This is a genomic window from Nocardia cyriacigeorgica NBRC 100375, from assembly GCF_000308555.1.
Classification (GTDB): domain Bacteria; phylum Actinomycetota; class Actinomycetes; order Mycobacteriales; family Mycobacteriaceae; genus Nocardia; species Nocardia cyriacigeorgica.
The window spans coordinates 1-17,238 of record NZ_BAFY01000326.1 but is presented as its reverse complement, the minus strand read 5'-3'; the positions used below and the strand labels follow the sequence as shown (position 1 = coordinate 17,238).

Annotated in this window: 20 protein-coding genes; 8 read left to right on the top strand and 12 right to left on the bottom strand. The window is 66.1% G+C overall.

Going from position 1 to position 17,238, the window contains the following annotated elements:
* The first annotated feature begins 5 nt into the window (after positions 1-5).
* The gene (locus RJ05_RS28280; protein WP_036543045.1) at positions 6-1,604 is read left to right on the top strand and encodes an FAD-dependent monooxygenase; all 1,599 of its coding nucleotides are present in this window, start codon (positions 6-8) and stop codon (positions 1,602-1,604) included.
* A 197-nt stretch (positions 1,605-1,801) separates the two neighbouring features.
* Here the strand turns inward: RJ05_RS28280 and RJ05_RS28275 are convergent, their stop codons facing one another.
* Positions 1,802-2,236: a tautomerase family protein gene (locus RJ05_RS28275; RefSeq protein ID WP_036543042.1), complete on the bottom strand. Its 435-nt coding sequence runs from the start codon at positions 2,234-2,236 to the stop codon at positions 1,802-1,804.
* An 83-nt stretch (positions 2,237-2,319) separates the two neighbouring features.
* Here RJ05_RS28275 and RJ05_RS28270 point away from each other — a divergent pair, with 83 nt between their 5' ends.
* Positions 2,320-2,835, top strand: coding sequence for a winged helix-turn-helix transcriptional regulator (locus RJ05_RS28270; protein ID WP_051017055.1), 516 nt, complete (start codon positions 2,320-2,322; stop codon positions 2,833-2,835).
* A gap of 80 nt (positions 2,836-2,915) precedes the next feature.
* Here the strand turns inward: RJ05_RS28270 and RJ05_RS28265 are convergent, their stop codons facing one another.
* The 7 genes from RJ05_RS28265 to RJ05_RS31205 form a co-directional block, all read right to left on the bottom strand.
* Entirely contained in the window at positions 2,916-3,419 is a 504-nt protein-coding gene (locus RJ05_RS28265) for a GNAT family N-acetyltransferase (protein WP_036543038.1), read from the bottom strand.
* 228 nt (positions 3,420-3,647) lie between these two features.
* Positions 3,648-4,067: a DUF6463 family protein gene (locus RJ05_RS28260; RefSeq protein WP_036543035.1), complete on the bottom strand. Its 420-nt coding sequence runs from the start codon at positions 4,065-4,067 to the stop codon at positions 3,648-3,650.
* A 218-nt stretch (positions 4,068-4,285) separates the two neighbouring features.
* On the bottom strand, positions 4,286-5,197 hold the full coding sequence (locus tag RJ05_RS28255; RefSeq protein ID WP_156090876.1) for an alpha/beta hydrolase: 912 nt from the start codon (positions 5,195-5,197) through the stop codon (positions 4,286-4,288).
* A gap of 33 nt (positions 5,198-5,230) precedes the next feature.
* The gene (locus tag RJ05_RS28250) at positions 5,231-6,172 is read right to left on the bottom strand and encodes an NAD-dependent epimerase/dehydratase family protein (RefSeq protein WP_036543032.1); all 942 of its coding nucleotides are present in this window, start codon (positions 6,170-6,172) and stop codon (positions 5,231-5,233) included.
* Between the two features lies 1 nt (position 6,173).
* Complete coding sequence (locus tag RJ05_RS28245) at positions 6,174-6,539, bottom strand: hypothetical protein (RefSeq protein WP_255220974.1); 366 nt, start codon at positions 6,537-6,539, stop codon at positions 6,174-6,176.
* Between the two features lie 138 nt (positions 6,540-6,677).
* Positions 6,678-7,427, bottom strand: a complete 750-nt coding sequence (locus tag RJ05_RS28240) for an SDR family NAD(P)-dependent oxidoreductase (RefSeq protein ID WP_036543029.1) — start codon at positions 7,425-7,427, stop codon at positions 6,678-6,680.
* Positions 7,424-7,561, bottom strand: coding sequence for a hypothetical protein (locus RJ05_RS31205; RefSeq protein ID WP_156090875.1), 138 nt, complete (start codon positions 7,559-7,561; stop codon positions 7,424-7,426). Before RJ05_RS31205 ends, RJ05_RS28240 begins: the two co-directional genes overlap by 4 nt.
* 83 nt (positions 7,562-7,644) lie before the next feature.
* Between RJ05_RS31205 and RJ05_RS28235 the strand changes: the two genes are divergently transcribed.
* The 6 genes from RJ05_RS28235 to RJ05_RS28210 all read left to right on the top strand — a co-directional run bounded on the left by RJ05_RS28235 (position 7,645) and on the right by RJ05_RS28210 (position 13,158).
* Positions 7,645-8,349: a TetR/AcrR family transcriptional regulator gene (locus RJ05_RS28235; protein WP_081597601.1), complete on the top strand. Its 705-nt coding sequence runs from the start codon at positions 7,645-7,647 to the stop codon at positions 8,347-8,349.
* Positions 8,350-8,600: 251 nt separating this feature from the next.
* Positions 8,601-8,978, top strand: coding sequence for an RNHCP domain-containing protein (locus RJ05_RS28230; RefSeq protein ID WP_036543026.1), 378 nt, complete (start codon positions 8,601-8,603; stop codon positions 8,976-8,978).
* Between the two features lie 4 nt (positions 8,979-8,982).
* Positions 8,983-9,402, top strand: a complete 420-nt coding sequence (locus RJ05_RS28225; protein WP_249040602.1) for an RNHCP domain-containing protein — start codon at positions 8,983-8,985, stop codon at positions 9,400-9,402.
* A 169-nt stretch (positions 9,403-9,571) separates the two neighbouring features.
* The gene (locus tag RJ05_RS28220; RefSeq protein ID WP_051017049.1) at positions 9,572-10,591 is read left to right on the top strand and encodes an alpha/beta hydrolase; all 1,020 of its coding nucleotides are present in this window, start codon (positions 9,572-9,574) and stop codon (positions 10,589-10,591) included.
* Positions 10,592-10,765: 174 nt separating this feature from the next.
* Positions 10,766-11,419 (top strand): fasciclin domain-containing protein, encoded by a 654-nt coding sequence (locus tag RJ05_RS28215; protein WP_036543149.1) that lies wholly within the window; start codon positions 10,766-10,768, stop codon positions 11,417-11,419.
* 170 nt (positions 11,420-11,589) lie between these two features.
* Positions 11,590-13,158, top strand: coding sequence for a molybdopterin-dependent oxidoreductase (locus RJ05_RS28210; RefSeq protein ID WP_036543023.1), 1,569 nt, complete (start codon positions 11,590-11,592; stop codon positions 13,156-13,158).
* A 32-nt stretch (positions 13,159-13,190) separates the two neighbouring features.
* Here the strand turns inward: RJ05_RS28210 and RJ05_RS28205 are convergent, their stop codons facing one another.
* The 4 genes from RJ05_RS28205 to RJ05_RS28185 form a co-directional block, all read right to left on the bottom strand.
* Positions 13,191-13,910 (bottom strand): anti-sigma factor, encoded by a 720-nt coding sequence (locus tag RJ05_RS28205; protein ID WP_051017047.1) that lies wholly within the window; start codon positions 13,908-13,910, stop codon positions 13,191-13,193.
* Positions 13,911-13,914: 4 nt separating this feature from the next.
* Positions 13,915-14,568, bottom strand: coding sequence for an ECF RNA polymerase sigma factor SigK (gene sigK / locus RJ05_RS28200; protein WP_036543017.1), 654 nt, complete (start codon positions 14,566-14,568; stop codon positions 13,915-13,917).
* A gap of 362 nt (positions 14,569-14,930) precedes the next feature.
* Positions 14,931-15,200, bottom strand: coding sequence for a GlsB/YeaQ/YmgE family stress response membrane protein (locus tag RJ05_RS28195; protein ID WP_036543014.1), 270 nt, complete (start codon positions 15,198-15,200; stop codon positions 14,931-14,933).
* Between the two features lie 555 nt (positions 15,201-15,755).
* Positions 15,756-16,907 (bottom strand): 3-ketosteroid-9-alpha-monooxygenase, oxygenase component, encoded by a 1,152-nt coding sequence (locus RJ05_RS28185; RefSeq protein ID WP_036543008.1) that lies wholly within the window; start codon positions 16,905-16,907, stop codon positions 15,756-15,758.
* Between the last annotated feature and the right edge of the window lie 331 nt (positions 16,908-17,238).

Here is a 17,238-nt window from a genome sequence, read left to right as displayed (position 1 = left end):
AACCAATGGCAGACAATGAGGTTCCTGACACCGGCGTCCTGATAGTGGGTGCCGGACCGACCGGCTTATGCCTCGCCGTCGAGATGGCCCGCAGAGGGGTTCCGCACCGGCTGATCGATGGCAAGCCAGCGCCCGCCATCGGTTCACGAGGAAAGGGGCTACAACCGCGAAGCTTGGAAGTTCTCGACGATCTCGGCGTGGTCGAGACGATCCTCGCGGCAGGGACGACCGGAATACCGCTGCGATTGCACCAGGAACGCGAGTTCGTAGTGGAATTGGCGACGGCCGGCTCCGGACCGCGTCCAGGCGTGCCGTATCCGGACCTGCTGGTGATCCCCGAATGGCGGGTCGAGCAGGTGCTGGCCGATCGGCTGCGCGAACTGGGCGGTGACGTGTCGTTCGGATGCGCGTTGACCTCGTTCCGGGAAGACGACGGCGGCGTCATCGCCGAACTCGACACCGGTGAGACCATTCGAGCCCGCTACCTGATCGGTTGCGACGGCGGGCATTCCACGGTGCGCCGCGAGCTCGGCCTCGGCATGGACGGGCGCACGCACGCCGACCAGCACTTCCTCGTCGGAGACGTGGTGATCGACGGGCTCGACGACGAGGCCGCGTATGCCTGGTTCGGCGAGGACGGCGGCTACCTTGCGGTGTCACCCCTGCCACATGCCGACGGAGCGTGGCAATTCCAGGCCAACGTCGTGCCCGGGCCGGACGGTTCGGTCCCCGAGCCCACGCTGGACCTGTTCCGCCGCTTGTTCGCCGATCGAACCGGCCGCACAGACGTCACCATGAGCCGCCCGACGTGGTTGTCTCGCTACCGGTTCAATGCCCGCATGGTCGACCGATACCGAGACGGAAGGGTGTTGCTGGCCGGCGACGCCGCGCATGTGCACTCCCCCGCGGGCGGCCAAGGCATGAATACCGGCATCCAGGACGCCTACAACCTCGGCTGGAAGCTCGCCGCGGTGCTCGACGGCGCATCGGAGGTTCTGCTCGACAGCTACGGCCTGGAACGAATCCCCGTCGCCACCAAGGTGCTTGCCGACAGTTCTCGCGGATTCGAGTCGGTGTTCGCGCTGCGCGGAATGCGGCGAGTACTGCGCGACCATCTGATCTTTCCGGTGATCAAGCGGCCCGCTGTGATGAGCAGGCTCCTCGCCGCGACCAACCAACTCGCCATCTCCTACCCGAACTCCCCGCTCACCGTCGCTGCCACCCGTCGCCACCGAGGGCCAGGCCCCGGAGACAGGGCGCCGGACGCTCGCGGCGTCGACGCCGACGGTTCACCGTCGCGCCTGTTCGACATCCTGCGCGGAACCCACTGGACCGTGCTCGGCTTCGGCCCCGGCTCGATCCATCCCCTCAGCGACCTGGCAGCCACTGTCGCCCCCGCTGTCCGCACCTGCCTCGTCCTCGATACCGCAGCCCGCACTCGCACAGGGTTGCCGGAGCTGCTGGTCAGTGCCGAAGCGGAGCGGATCTACCGAGCCCGCCCCGGCACCCTGATCCTCATTCGCCCCGACGGCTATATCGCCGTCCGCACACCCACCGCCCCGGCGATCTCCGACTACCTCCGCAGGTTCGACCTCGCTGAGTGATCGACCGATGGCCGGTCTGCACTCGACGCACTCACCTGGTCGCACGCTCCATGCAGGCCGGCCCGGACTCGAGTCAGCAAGATATCGACGCAATGTGGTCGATGCACTCGGATGCGTCCTGGCCATCAGGCTGGGCCAGCGCGATTCAGCTCGAATTCCTCGAGTGAGGCCGGCGACGCTGGTCACCGGCCCCAGCGCTAGCTCACGGCGACGAGGGCGACGATATCCTCGGTCCGGACGATCTTCCCGTGCGATCCCCAGTTGCCTTCCGGCACTTCGTTGATATGCACCCAAGCACTCGACGCCTGGCCGAATCGCGCCGGGTCCGTGTCGGCTTCGGCCAGCACCGCATTGACCCTGCGCACGATCTCGCTGCGCTTGTCATCATTCATAGTGCCCGCCGGGACACCCACTCGCACCAAGTATTTCGGCTTCTCCCCGACGGGAAGCTGCTGTCCGCCGACGAACCACGCGTCTATCTCGTTCACCACGAGCCACGAGATGGAGCGGGCGACCTCGGTGTCGGGCGCTCCCTCCGCGATCATCACCTCATGTACCAGGCGGCTACCGATCTTCTCTCGCTGCTCGGGATCGAGCGAGCCCTTGGGAACGAACAATTCTACGAACGGCATCAGTAAGTCCTTTCATTGAACTCTCTCTCTCGCCACACGATACGCAGGTGAGTTCAATGAAGCAACCCTCTACACTCGGGAACATGCAACGCACCAGCTTCGCGGAAATGCACTGCTCGATCGGGCAGACGCTCGAGCGCGTCGGTGAATGGTGGACTCTGCTGATCGTGCGAGACATCTATCTCGGCTTGCACCGCTTCGACGACATCGCCGAAAACCTCGGCATCTCACGCAACCTGCTCACTCGACGATTCGAATCCCTCGTCGCGGACGGCATCGTGGAGCGGCGGGCCTACCAGGAGCGGCCCCCGCGCTATGAATATCACCTCACCGAGGCCGGGTCCGAACTCGTGCCGGTGCTGATGGCGATGATGGCCTGGGGCGACAAGTGGGTGACGCCACCGGGCGGGCCGCCGGTTCGATTGGTACACAACGACTGTGGCGAAACATTCACACCGACGGTGTGTTGTTCGCAGTGCCGGGAACCGGTCCACGCGGATACCGTGTCGCCACACTCCGGCCCTGGAGCCGCGTCGGGACCCGGCACCCGCGTATTGGCACGCCACAGCGGGCGCAGTGAGCCGTCGACGGCACCGTAGGCCCGGACAGCAGCGGGCCGAGGCCTGTGCGTCGGAGCCGAGGACGGCGGCGGCATCACCACCATCCTCGGCAGCGACCGTTACCGGCTCGGCGCCGTGGTACTGAACCGGACTGTCGTCCCGTCGCCTGCGACGCGGCGCAACCCGGCCTTCTCCAGCACGCGGATCGATGCCGGATTCGTCTGGTCCACATCGGCGTAGACGGTGTGGACCTCAGGCGAAGTCAGGGCGAAGGAGACCATCACCCGAGCAGCCTCCGAGGCATACCCACGGCCCTGCCGCGATGCGACGACGCCGTATCCGAATTCGACGGCGCCGCCATTCGGCGGCCACAGCAGGCTGATACTGCCGACCACCAAGCCGGACGCCCGCTCGACGATCTGCCGGTGGGCCTGCCGGGTCCCGACCCTCTGCTGGGCGATCACGCCGGCGATCACCCGATCGCCCTCGGTGGGGAAATCATCTGCCCAGTGCGCCCGCCGGCTGTCGTCGCCGACGGCAGCGAGGTCGGCAGCGGGCCACTGCCGCAGGCAGAGCCGGTCGCTGAACAAATCAGCACTGGACAAGGGAAACGTTGTTGACACGCGACACTCCTGGTCGTGAAAGACCGGGCCGCTCGATGATCAATGATGTCGCGCAGCCCGGAAAAGGACATGCTGGTGGGATGCCTGACGGGCCATATTCATCACCTCCCTTGCGTTCTGGCACCTGCCATTCCGGTGCGTCGGGGACTATCTCACAGTGTGTCCGTACCTCCTCAGGAGGAGATGGCTTCCTACGTGGCTCGGAGGCCCGATGGCGCCGCGACGGGTTCAGCTCGCATGAACGGCCACCGCGGCGGCGCTTCCGGGCTTGCCGTTGCGGGCTGCGCGCCGGGAGCCCGCCAGTAGCAGACCGGCGACGAGCAGGAGGACGAGCAACGGAGAGGGGCCGCCCACCGCGACGGTGATCAGGGTCCACCCGGCCACCAGCCAGGCAAGGAACGCCGGCGGGGTGATCCCGTGACGATCCATCCACAGCACCAGCAGGCCGATGACGAGAAAGGGCACACCGAAGCTGAACACCGTGTACCACAAGGTGGCTTCGGCGTAGTCCATGGCGTTGGCATCCGCCGTCCACCCCGTTCCATCGAGCCATTCGTCGGCATGTTTGGGCGCCGACTCGATGAGAGAGCCCGTTGTGTGCCCGATTCCGGGGAACAGCACGATGAGCCAACCGGCCCACTTGATCATGTGAACTCCTTGTCCTCACGCGAAACCTGTCGGCTCCGCCAGGCACCCACACGGCGAGCAATTCCATCGCCGCGCTCGCCCTCAGCGAATTCATGTATACGGGTGCGTATAGTTGAGCATAGCTCCATGTATACGGCACCGTATATATGGAGCCGTAATGAAAGGGATCACACAACAGCGTGAGACATTCTTCGGCGAGCCCGCCGCGGCTACTACCGTCACGCGGCGAGGGCGTCGTCGAGAAAATTCAGGACGAGTTCGGTATAGCGCTGTCGCGCGAGCTTCAATCCCTCTAGGTGACCCGCGCCCGGCAGCACCCGCACCTGGCACCGCGGATACCTGGCAGCCAGGGCATGCACGGCATCCGGAGTTGTGATGGGGTCGTTTTCCCCGCAGATGAACAGTGCGGGTACCCGCTCAGCCGTCGGCGTCACCAGCGGCGGCCAGTCGACGCCGAGCATCGCCAGCCCGGTGGCCGACATCGCCGACCTGGTCATCGTCCCGGCTCTGCCGTCAGCGAGCAGGCCGGGAAGTGGCAGAGGCCCCGCTGCGAGGAAGCGTTCGAACAGTGCCCGCCCGTCGTCCACCGGCCCGCTGTCGCAGATGATCGCGTCCACGGCGAAACCCGGACGAGTCAGCGCGTTGATGGAAGGGAATGTGGAGAACGAAAACCCGAACAGCGCGATCTTGGCGTCGCGGAACTCGGCGCGTGCCCGCAGCGACGCGACGACTTCGACGATGTCGGTGGTGAATTGCTCACCCAGCCTGCGCAGTCCGTAGCGGTAGCTGCTCGCCCCGTGGTTGCGATGGTCGAACAGGCATACGGTGTAGCCGGCCTCGTGGAGCACCTTGGCATGCGCCAAGGACGCGGATTTACTCAGCCCGATGCCGTGGCCGAGGACGACCACGCGGTCACGGGCACCCGCACAAAACCACAGATGAAGCCGCCCGCCTCCCGGAACCTCGATCGCGTGCTCCGTCGAGGGCAGTTCGACGTCCTCGGGCCGTCGGTGATGCGGCCGTCGCGGCGGGTGATACATCCGAAACCCAAGGGCGACACCATAAGCGGCGCCGAGCGGCGCGGCCATCAGGGATAGCAAGCCCTTGCTATTCGAGCGCGGTGTGCTCACCGGGAGCTCCTTCCGGGTAGACGGCGGCGTCGTTCATCGAAGCTGGTGGTCGTCGGCATCGAGATCGACCAGCCCCTCGTGGCAGCTGGGGTAGCGCGGCATCCACCCGAGCTCCCGCTTCGCTTTGTCGTTCGACAACCGGATGCTGGTGCCGACCATCAACCCGTGCAGGTAGGGGGTGGGACGTAGTAGCCAACCAGGAATTCGCCGCGGTTCCGGCGCGCCGGACGCCCGGGCGATCGCGCGAATGTAGTCGTCGAATCCGAGCGGGGTGTCGTCGGCGATGTTGTACGCCTCACCACCGCGGCCGTGTTCGAGCGCCGCGACGGTCGCCGCGGCCGCATCGGTGATGTGGATCGGCGAGGTGACGCCGGCACGCGTGGGGACCGGGAGCCGGCGCGCGCGGGTCAACGCGGCGAAACGCCGCGTGCCGGGTTCGGGTCCGTAGAACAGCCCGTAGCGCAGGGCTATGCCATCGATCCCGTTGGCGGCGAAGACCTGATCCTCGTTCGATCGCATCGACCGCAGATGGCGATCGAAGGGGGTCCCGTCCGGGCGGCCGAAAAGATGGTCCTCGGTGACGGGCTCGCTGCCGTGATCACGGTAGCCGTAGCCGAGGAAGAACGACTGAGTGAGGAACCGGCGCGCACCGACCGTCTCGGCTGCCAGCAACAGGTGCGTTGTGCCGATGTCGCGCAGGGCATTCGTGGCATCGAGGCGGCTGTGTGTGATGGGCATCCTGGTGAGTGCGGTGGCCTGGTGGATCACGGCGTCGGCGGTATGGCCCGCCAGCGCCGTCAGCAGGCCCTGCTCGTCCATCACATCGGCCACAACAGCTTCCGCACCGACAGCCGTCAGTCGTTGGGCGCCCTCCGGTCGGCGGCACAAGCCGGTCACCGCATGTCCTGCGGCGATCAACTGCTCGGTCAGGGCCATGCCCAGCGTGCCGGTCGCGCCGGCGACGATCACCTTCATTTCATTCACCCTTACGCTGGTCGAGAATTCGTAAACGCACGCCGAGCGCAGCCACCGCGATCACCGAAGCTGCTCCCAGCGTCCAGAAGTCCGAAGAATTGCCACCGAGGTCGGCGTCCATCGCGTGGTTGATGGCGTGGAAGGTATTCGCGAAAGCGAAGCCGAACAGCACCACCGCCAAGGCATCTCGCCACCACAGGGCACACAGCATCATCAATCCGATACCCAGCTGGAATACGCCCGCGTCGTGCAGGAAATGCACATGGTTGGGCCAGTTCGCCCACTCGGCGAAGCCCGCCGGATCCACCCGCATCCAGGCACCGAACACCACCATCGTCGCCGAGCAGATCACCGTCGCGATTGTCACGAAACGCCCGGAGGCTCGGACCCGTGTGCCATCAGCCGTCATCATTACCTCACCTCGTCGAATGGGAGCCGCGAGCTCCGTCTCTTCGAATCCCCTGTAGACCACGCCTTTCCGGCGTGTACCTGGGCAATTCGCGGGTCAACCCCGCTGCGTTCCCAGCCGGAGCGCACCGTCGATGCGAATCGTTTCGCCGTTCAGCATGGCGTTCTCGATGACATGGATGACCAGTTCAGCGAACTCACCTGAGTCACCGAGGCGAGACGGATGCTGCGCGACCGACAAGGTGGCTTGCTGCGCGTAATCCGGGAGTCGAGCGAACATCGGGGTATCGAAAATGCCGGGGGCGACAGTCACGACGCGAATGAGCGCCGGGGCGAGATCCCGGGCCGCGGACAAGGTCATCCCGGCCAATCCGGCCTTGGCGGCGACATAAGCGACCATGCCGGGAGGAGCATCGAGGCCGGCGATCGAACCGACGTTGACAATGACACCCCGCTCCCCCGCCACCGGCTCGAGGTCGGCCATTCGAGCGGCCGCCAAGCGCAGGATATTGAACGCGCCGATCAGATTGACGCGAACCACCTCGGCGAACTGGTCGATAGGCAAGGGCCCATTCGCATCCAGCGTCATTCCGACCCGGTCGATTCCGGCACAGTTCACCACCGCGCGCAGGTGGCCCAGTTCGCCGGCATGATTCAGCGCCGAGGCGACATCGTCCACGTCGCAGATGTCGCCTGCGACGTGGTGAATTCGACTGCCGCCGTCGTTGTGCGAGTCGATATCGAGGACGACCACCCGCGCCCCCAGCCGATCGAGATGTTGCACCACCGCGCGTCCCAGGCCCGAGGCACCGCCCGCGACCAGCACAACCGAGCCGTCGACCTTCATCGCCTGGTCCCCATCGGTCGGCCGACCGCATAGAGCGGTACCGCACACAGCCGGATGGCTTCTCGGTGCTCACGCTCGGTGAGCCTGCGCTCGGCCTCGTCGATCCGGTGCGGGCTCGAATCAGTTGTTGTCATCGGTTTTCCATCTCCCATCGGGGCAAATGCGCACGGCGAACTTGCCGACGCGGTAACGGGAACGAAGCGAACTCGGCGAGCCGATGGCCGGCGCGTTCTATGTCAGCCAACATAGTCCGTGCTGGCTGGCTGGTCAATGGCCGACTGAGCTAGGCTTGCGCCGCCGGGACCTGGAAGGACGGAACGAAGAGATGGCAGATCGACGTGCCGAGACCACACGGGAGAGCCGCAGGCTGCTGATCGACGCCGCTGCCGGGCTCTTTGTCGAAAAGGGCTACCAGCAGACCACTTTCGCGGATGTGGCCGCCCGCTCGGGCGTCAGCCGCGGGTCGATCCCATGGCATTTCGGCAACAAGGAGGGGCTGCTCATCGCGGTTCTCGACGAGGCGGGCGAAACATTACTGGCAGGAACCGACGCGATGGTTGCCGAAGGCTCGCCGAATCCGGCCCCCGATCTCCTGGCCCGGGTCAAACAGCCGGAGATCGCGAGATTGTCCCTGCTGTTCGTGACATTGTTCGTCGAAGCAGCGGACCCGGCCTCGCCCATCCATGGCAAATACGCGGAGCTGCATCAACGCCTACGTCGAACGACCCAACGATGGGTCGATGCGCACATTCGATTGCCAGACGGCGTCCGAGCGGACGGCCTCGCCGCCATCTTGGTCGGCGCCGCCATCGGAATTCATGTCCAGGCCGCGATGGAGCCGGGTGTCGTCACCGTCGATGACATGGCCGAGCAACTCGAAGGGTTGATACGGCCATTCCTCATCGAACAACCGCCCCGCTGAGTAAGGCCGAAGAAATTCGCTGGTGCCCGCGCCCGGCCGAGGTCTACAGTCCTCGATCGACCCCATGACACAAAGATTTCCGACCTTCGGAGGATGAGGCATGTTTACTCCCCGGATGGCGCCGAGCGCGCCTCACCGAATGACCGATTCGGTTATCGACCAGGCCCGGCCTGCTCGATAACGCGCTATCCCCGAGGCGCACTCGGCCGGCTCTCGCTGTTACTTTCCTCGTCTCAGTCAGGAGCTTCCGGGTGTCCGACACCACCACACACAACAACCCGAGTCCAGCACAACGGACCGGCACTTTCACCTGCCTCAGATGCGGGCTGGTAGTCACCGAACTCGCGACCGACGACAGCAGGCGCAATCACTGCCCGAGCTGCCTTCATTCCCGGCATACCGTCGACCATCGCGAAGGCGGCCGCTCCGAGTGCGGTGGCCGGATGGCTCCCCTGTCCATCGCGGCATTGCGAACCGGGCAGTGGGCCATCGTGCACCGATGCGTGCGGTGCGGCGAACTATCGCTGCATCAGGTCGCGACCGATGACAATCAGCTGATCCTGATGCGCATGGCTGTCCGGCCGCTCGCCGAACCTCCCTTCCCGCTCGAAGTCTTCAGCGAGCTGTGAGGACATGGTGATGCCGCGAAAAAACACCACGCGACAACGCCGGCAGCGCACCAAGGACGTGCTTCACGCAACGCACACCGGATCGCCGGCGGGCACCTTCCGCTGTCTGCATTGCCGGTTCGATGTGCCCCTTGTCGCACCGGGCACCGCACATCGCAACCACTGTCCGCAATGCTTGACCAGCCGGCACGTCGACGGCCGGCGTCCCGGCGACAGAGCCGAGTCCTGCCGGGGCCGGATGACGGCGATCAGCGTCTCGGTGCGCGACAGCGGTGAGTGGGCGCTCATCCACCACTGCCTCGCCTGTGGCGCCGTGCGCTCGAACCGCATCGCCGGCGACGACAACGCCCTGGCGCTGATGCGCATAGCGGTTCGGCCCCTGGCTGATTCGCATGCCGGAAGGCGAGCCCTGCTCGCGCTGTAGCACCACCGCTGCGGCCGTCCTGCCGGGACGGCCGCAGCGGATCACGCGTGCCCACTCGGCCATGAAGGCTCGGTCCGCACCAAACCGGCAGCATCGGCGACACGAATCCCCTGCTGTGAATTTCGACGATGATCCGTCATCCCGCAGCCGAAGGGGCTCGCCAGTGAAAATGGCACGATCGACGCGAACGACAATCCTGCGGTGGGCATTGGCCGGCATGCTGGCTGCCGTGGCCTCGGCGGGCGTGGCCGGCACCGGAGCCGCTGCACCGGAGATTCCCGGCATCGTGTCCGCGAATCAGGTGAACAGCCGTGAGTTCGACGTCATGGTCTACTCGGCGGCCATGGGCCGGCCCATTCCGGTGCGGGTACTCCGTGCCGCCGACCCGGCGACGCCGCGGCCGACGTTGTACCTGCTCAACGGATCCCAGGGCGGCCCGAACGAGAGCGGCTGGGACGCGCAGACCGACGCGATGGCTTTCCTGCGCGACAAGACGATCAACGTCGTCATGCCGATCGGCGGAGCCGGCTCCTACTACACCGACTGGGTACACGACGATCCCGTCCTCGGCCGCAACGCCTGGCAGACCTTCCTCAACGAGGAGCTGCCGCCGGTGATCGAGCGATATCTCGGTGCCAGCGGAAAACGTGTGCTTGCCGGCGTATCCATGAGCGGCACCTCGGTCCTGAACCTCGCCATCGCCAAGCCCGGGTTCTGGCACGGTGTCGCCGCCTACAGCGGTTGCGCGCAGACATCCGATCCGATCGGACAAGAGTTCGTCCGTATCACGGTGGAGAACTGGAGTGGCGCGCGAAGCGTCGAGAACATGTGGGGCCCGCGCAACGGCCCGCTGTGGCGCGCGAACGATCCACTGCTCAACGCGGAGAAACTGCGCGGGACAGCGCTCTACCTGAGCTCGGGCAGCGGCATCCCGGCCGCACCACACGACACCCCGGCGGATCGCCGGGTGGCGGAAGGACGTATCCCGCTTCCGGTTCAGATCGCCTTCGGCGCGCCGATCGAGGCCGCGGTCCGCTTCTGCACGGTGAACCTGACCGACCGGCTGCGTGCGCTCGATATCCCGGTCACCTTCGATGATCGGCCGGTGGGCACCCACTCCTGGGGCTATTGGGAGGACGACCTGCACCGCTCGTGGCCGTTCCTGGCTCGCACAGTCGGTCTCGGATAGCGACCGAGCAACGCCGGCTCGGGCCTCGGCGGCATGCGCGGTGCAGGCCCCAGTGGATGGTCATGGAATTCGATCACGACCCGACCCGTCCGGCCTCGATCGCAAGACGAACTCCGTACGGCAGATACGAACTGAACGACCGTCCAGGTCGTCGAACCGAAAGAGATGAACCCGATGAGAACCACTCGCAGCACCCTCGCGATCGCGGCGATTTCGGCCGTGGCATTGCTCGGCGCGTCGGCATGCGGAGACGATTCGTCAAGCGAATCATCTCCTGCCACGACGACGTCGTCGCCCGCGATGCAGACCAACGAGCCCACCGCCGACGCCGCCGCGGCAGATCTGGTCGGCCCAGGATGTGATGACTACGCCGCACAACTGCCCAGCGGCGCAGGATCGGTCAGTGGCATGGCACAGGACCCGGTGACGGTGGCGGCGTCGAACAACCCGATGCTGACGACGTTGGTCAAGGCCGTGTCCGGGCAGCTGAACCCGCAGGTCAATCTCGTCGATACGCTCAATGGCGGTGAGTTCACCGTGTTCGCACCGGTCGACGCCGCCTTCGCGACAATCGATCCAGCCACCATCGAGTCGCTCGGAACCGACGCCGACACCCTCACCACCATCTTGACCTACCACGTCGTCCCCGGCCGGATCGCGCCGTCCGATATCGCGGGCGAACAGACGACAGTGCAAGGAAGCAAGGTGAACGTCACCCGCTCCGGCGACGACATCAAGGTCGGCAACGCGTCGGTCATCTGCGGCGGAGTGTCCACCGCCAACGCGACGGTATACATGATCGACGGCGTCTTGATGCCTCCCGCCTGACCTGGTGTCGCGCATACGCTTGCTGCGGAGCCCGCCGGCCTGACCGCGCACCTTCATCGCCGGGTGGAGAGCCCAACCGAGGTGCTCGCCACCCCGGCGATGGAGGCACTCGGCGGTGACCACAGGACGTACTCGACCACTTTCTCGTCAGATTTCGATACGAGGGCGCTATGGACCCCACGCACGACCCGAACCGTCCGGCCCCGAGCGCGCCGTCACCGCCGAGACCCCCGGGAAAGACCGCGGCAGCACTCGCGGGAGCGGCCGCTACCGCGGTCGTGCTCGGTGTGGCAGAGCTCCTCGCCGCAGTGACGAATCCCGCGGCAGCCCCCTTCCTCGCGGTCGGTTCCACCGTCGTCGATCGCACACCGGAACCGTTGCGCGAGTTCGCCATCGAACAGTTCGGTACCCGCGACAAACAAGTCCTCTTCTTGTCGATGGCCCTCGTGATCTCGGCGCTGGCGATTGCCATCGGGCTCCTCGAGCGCCATCGGCCGTGGGGAAGCGCGGCCCTCGGTGTGCTGGGTATCGCGGTCGGCATCGTCGTGCTGCAACGACCGGACGCCGCGACGACAGACGTGATCCCGACCGTTCTCGGTGTTGCCGCGGGAATCGTCACCCTGCGGGTGCTGATCAGCCGCGCGCCCCGGTCCGGGGCCGGGCGGGCCGACCTTTCGCGACGCCGGTTCTTGATCCTGACCGGCGGTGCGGCCGTCGTCGCGGCCGGCGCGGTGGCGACCGGACAGTGGCTCGGCCAGCGCCTGCGCGCGATCACCGCCGACCGCGCGGCCTTCCGGCTGCCGAAACCGCAGACAACCGCGGCGCCGCCGCCACCGGGGACCGACCCGCCGGTGCCCGGACTCACTCCCTTCGTGACTGCCAACGACCGGTTCTACCGCATCGACACCGCATTACGAATCCCTACCGTCACCCGCGACGACTGGCGGCTGCGCATCCATGGCCGAGTCGCCCGGACCGTCGAGTTCTCGATGACAGACCTCGAGAAGTTCACCGCGGTGGAGAAGATGATCACCCTGACCTGTGTCTCCAACGAGGTGGGTGGGGACCTCGCGGGCAATGCGGTGTGGACCGGATACTCCCTGGTCGAGCTGCTCTCCGCGGCCGGCGTCGCACCCGAAGCGGACATGTTGCTCTCGCGCAGCGCCGACGGATTCACCGCCGGGACCCCGATCGCGGCGATTACCGACGGACGGGATGCCCTCCTCGCGGTCGGCATGAACGGCGAACCGCTACCACTCGAGCACGGGTACCCGGCACGCCTGGTCGTCCCCGGACTGTACGGCTTCGTCTCCGCGACCAAATGGGTTGTGGACCTGGAAATCACCCGTTTCGACGAAGCGACGGCATACTGGACCGCTCGCGGCTGGGCCGAACGCGCCCCGATCAAGGTGGCCTCGCGGATAGACACGCCCAGTGCGTTCGCGACCGTGGCGGCCGGACCGACGATGGTGGCGGGGGTGGCGTGGGCGCAACAGCGTGGCATCGCCATGGTCGAGGTCCAAGTCGATGACCAGCCATGGGCTCCGGCCTGCCTGGTCCCCGAGTACTCGGCAGACACTTGGCGGCAATGGACCTGGCGATGGGATGCGGAACCCGGAAGGCACACCCTGCGGGTGCGGGCGACAGACGCCACCGGGCAGCGGCAGACCGACCAGCGCGTACGGCCGATCCCGGATGGCGCCACCGGTTGGCACTCCGTCGCGGTGACGGTGGCCTGAGCAGCAAGCCCACGGGCCCGGCTTTCCCAGGGTCAACCCAGAGATACAGCGGCGACCGGGTCGGTGGTGGGCGCGGGAGAGCCGCCGGCGGGTTCGACCGTGACCGCCAATTGCGAGGCGTCACCGATGCGCACGACGAGCGGGGAGCCCCGGGTCGGGATGGTATCCAGAACTCCCGCCGAAAGCGGTTGCCCGTCAGCCGGAATCAGCCACATCTGATACACCTTGCCGGCGGGCGGCGACGGCAGATCGTCGAAAGATACCGCGGCGGCGGCCAACCCCGGCGACGCGAAGACCCACATCGTCCCACCGTTGGATGCTTCGGCCACCCGGCTGCGGGTGTCGGGCTCGTCGAGAACCTCTTGCGCCGTGATCCCTGCCGTCTCCTCGCCGCCGCCGATGGAAACGGCAACCCCCACCCCGACGGCAATAGCGACGATCGCCGCGGCCGCTGCCGCCAGCCAACGCAGCCGTCGTACCCGGTGGGCGTGCTCGGAGAGCACCTCGACCGTGGCCGGCTGCTCATCGAGGGCCTGCAATATCGCGGTCTCGACCCTCGGCGGCGCCGGCACCGCATCGATCACGGCCATCCGCGCCAATGTCTCGCGCACGGATCGAACCGTGGCCCGGAATTCGGCCGCTGATCGCTCATCCGCCTCGTCGAGCAGACGTTCGGTCGCTCGCCTGTCCGCATCGGGCAGGGCATCGAGCGCGTACGGGTAGGCGAGATCGACCAGCTCGCCGGGCGGCATATCTTCAGGCATCGCTCACCGCTCCTGCCAAACAGCTCTGCAGGCGTTTGAGCCCGTCACGGATGCGGGTTTTCACCGTCGACAACGGTATGCCGAGGTAGTCCGCGACTTCGGAATACGTCCGGCCACCGTAATAGGCGAGGGCTACCGTCTCACGTTGCCGATCGGTCAGGGTCTCCAGGCATCGGATCACCGCCTGCTCCTCATCGCGCTGACCGACGGCCTCGGCGACCGTATCGTGGTCACGACCGAGATTGCGTTGACCGTACGCGAGGTCTCTTGTTGCCGAGGAGGTTTCGGTTCTGACGCGGTCGACGGCTCGACGATGGGTGATCATCATCAGCCAGCCGATCGGGCTGGCCAGCCGCTGGTCGTACTTCGCGGCGGTATTCCACACGTAGAGATAAACCTCTTGGGTGACCTCTTCGGCCGCCGCAGGTCGCCGCAGGATGCGCAGCGCGAGGCCGAACACCCGGTCATGAGTGGATCGGTACAGCTCGGTGAACGCCGTACGGTCGCCGTCGGCGATGCGTCCCAGGTATCCGCCGAGCCGAACCATGAGTTCTTGTTCCGCACCCGTCCCGGCCACCGGGCACGCGGCGGGCGGATCGGATTCGCGGTCGGGTTCCTGCTGGCCGAAGCGAGGTCCGTCCGCCATTGCTGTCCGTCTCCGTGGGTCGAGGGTGCCCGAGGGCGGTTGCGCGCCGCAGCAATGACCCGTCCGACCGGTCCTGCCGGGCGCCGGGCAGGATGCTACTCGATGGTCGGCCGGTGCTGTCGGCTGATACCTATCGATGCGGCGTAGCTCGACGGGGCCTGCCCGCAGTAGTCGCCGATACATGCGAGGGGTTCGATACGGCCGGGCGATCGGTTTGGTCCGATGGCGAATCGAGGCGAGATCCGCACCGGGGAACTGACGCCGAACGCGGGTACCTCGGCACCGACAGGCCGATGCCCGGCCGGGCTACTGGGAAAACCAGTGAGCCGACCGGGCACCGGCGGTTCGGTCCAGGCCGCGAGTCAGTGCACGCGGCGTCCTGTGACGGCCAGATACAGGGCGATCAGAATGACCGCGACCACGATGCCGACCACCAGCGGGATGATCTGGAAACCACCATTGCTGTTGGAGTACCCCACCTGATAGGAGATCCAGGAGCCGGCGAAGGAGCCGATCACACCCAGCAGGATCGTCATGATGACACCGATGTTCTGCTTACCCGGCATCACCAGCCGCGCAACCGCGCCAACGAAGAGTCCGACGATGATCGCGCCGATAATTGTTCCGAGCATGGAGATCCTCCTTCTGCGACACGGGCCGGCGGGCCCACGATCGGGCATTCCACCGATCCCGGCGACCAAACACCCACGATCGAAAGCCGCCGCGCTCCCCGCTGCTCCTCGCCTACGGCACGGCGTACGCACCGGGGCTCAACGAGATTCCTGGAGGATCCGCGGCGGCTACGCATCAACGATGAGCGCGGCCACCATCTGGCGGATGGCCGGGCAGGTGAACAGGCCCATCGTCTCCCAATGCCGCAGAACACGGGTGGCGGGGCCGAACAGCGTGGCCCACGAACCTTTATGCCGATCGTGATTCGACGATGTGCAGCTCCCCGGAGGCAACCGCCGCATCGATCGTATGCCGGATCCGTGAACATCCTGCCAGTGCCGGTCCCGACGACGGCGACGCGGCCAATTCATAGCAGGCGGAGCGCGCTTCGGCGTTCCACTGCAGGCTCGTCTGGGCTCGGCTGCTCTTGCGAACCAACACTAGGGCGGCGCACTCGTGGCAACGCAGAGGTCGCAGGGGGACGTCGTCGAGTCGGTTGTCGGTGCGTTCGGTGGTCATGCCGGTGATCCGGTCGACTTCGCCTGACCAGCCATGTTGTCGGCTACTTCCTTGCGCCACACCGCCTGAGCCCTGGAGAGGTCGAGTTCGTGTTCGAATCGGTCCACCATCTCGGGGGTGACCTCGGCACGGTCCAGATAGAACTGGTTGTACCAGCGACGCAGCTGGTAGACCGGCCCATCCTCCTCGCACAGCAGCGGATTATCGATGCGAGCCTTGTGCCGCCAGATCTCGACGTCCTGTTCGAATCCGAGGCGGATGTAGTCGCCGAGCGCGACCGCGGCCTGCACCGCCACCTCCTCGGGCACACCGGGCATCTTCTTACCGATGATGCCGTACATCAGCACGAACTTGTCGGCACTGACCGGGTAGTGGCAGTTCAGCAGCACAGTTTGCTGATCACCGGTCTCGTAGTGGTAGGTGAGGTCGTCGATCATGAACGCGGGCCCGTAATACGAGGCGACCGAGGTGGAACCGAGCAGTTTCGGCTGCCCCTCCGGCGCCGCGAAGTCCGCCCGAGCCTCGCTCTTGAAGTACTGGGTGGCGATATGCCCCTCGAAGACGTTCTTGAAGTACGACGGCAGGGAGCCGTGTACATAGTAGAAGTGCGCCATATCGACGACGTTGTCGATGATTTCGCGGCAGTTGTTGTCGACAATCGTTGTGTACCAATGCCAGTCGGTCCACTCGTCGCTCTCGGCGCCTTCGATACGCGGGATGGTCTCCTCTGCGGTAGGGGGCTTGCCTTCCGGGTCGTGCCAGACGAACAGCATTCCGTCTTGTTCCAGGCTGGTCCACTCCCGGGTGCGGGCGAGGGGAGGAACGCGGCGCGCGTAGGGGATTTGCTTGGAGCGACCGTCGCCACCCCAGCGCCAATCATGGAACGGGCAGGCGATCTCATCGCCTTTGACCTCGCCTTCGGACAGATCACCGCCCATGTGGCGGCAGTAGGCGTCGAGGATATTGATCTTGCCGCCGCCGGCTCCCCGGAAGACGACGAGCTTGGTGCCGAAGGCTTCGACGGTATGTGGCTTCCCGTCGGCGAAATCGCGAAGGAGGCCAAGGCAGTGCCAGCCTCGCGCGAAGCGGGCAGGCGCGGAGTCGGCCTCGATTTCGCGGATGTCGGAGTCTGATCGCAGAAGTGTCATTGCACCCTCCTTGGAGGAAGTGTGTTCGAACGCGGCAGCAGGCTGATGTCTGCCAATCGAACGGCGAGAACACGTTCTAACACGATTCGCATACGCCCGGATCGGTCGATGTTCACTGATCGGGAAAGTACGCATCGGCCACGACACTGATGTCGGTGGCGCGTCAGCGAGGCTGTCAGGACGGCGTCAGGTCCGTGTCAGCGCGACCGGGCAGATTGTGTTCATCGAACGAAACGGCCCGAACCTCCAGGGCCACTAGCGAAACGAGGAACACGACATGACCACCACCATCGCCCTGACCGACCAGGACAAGGCCACCATCCGCACCGCC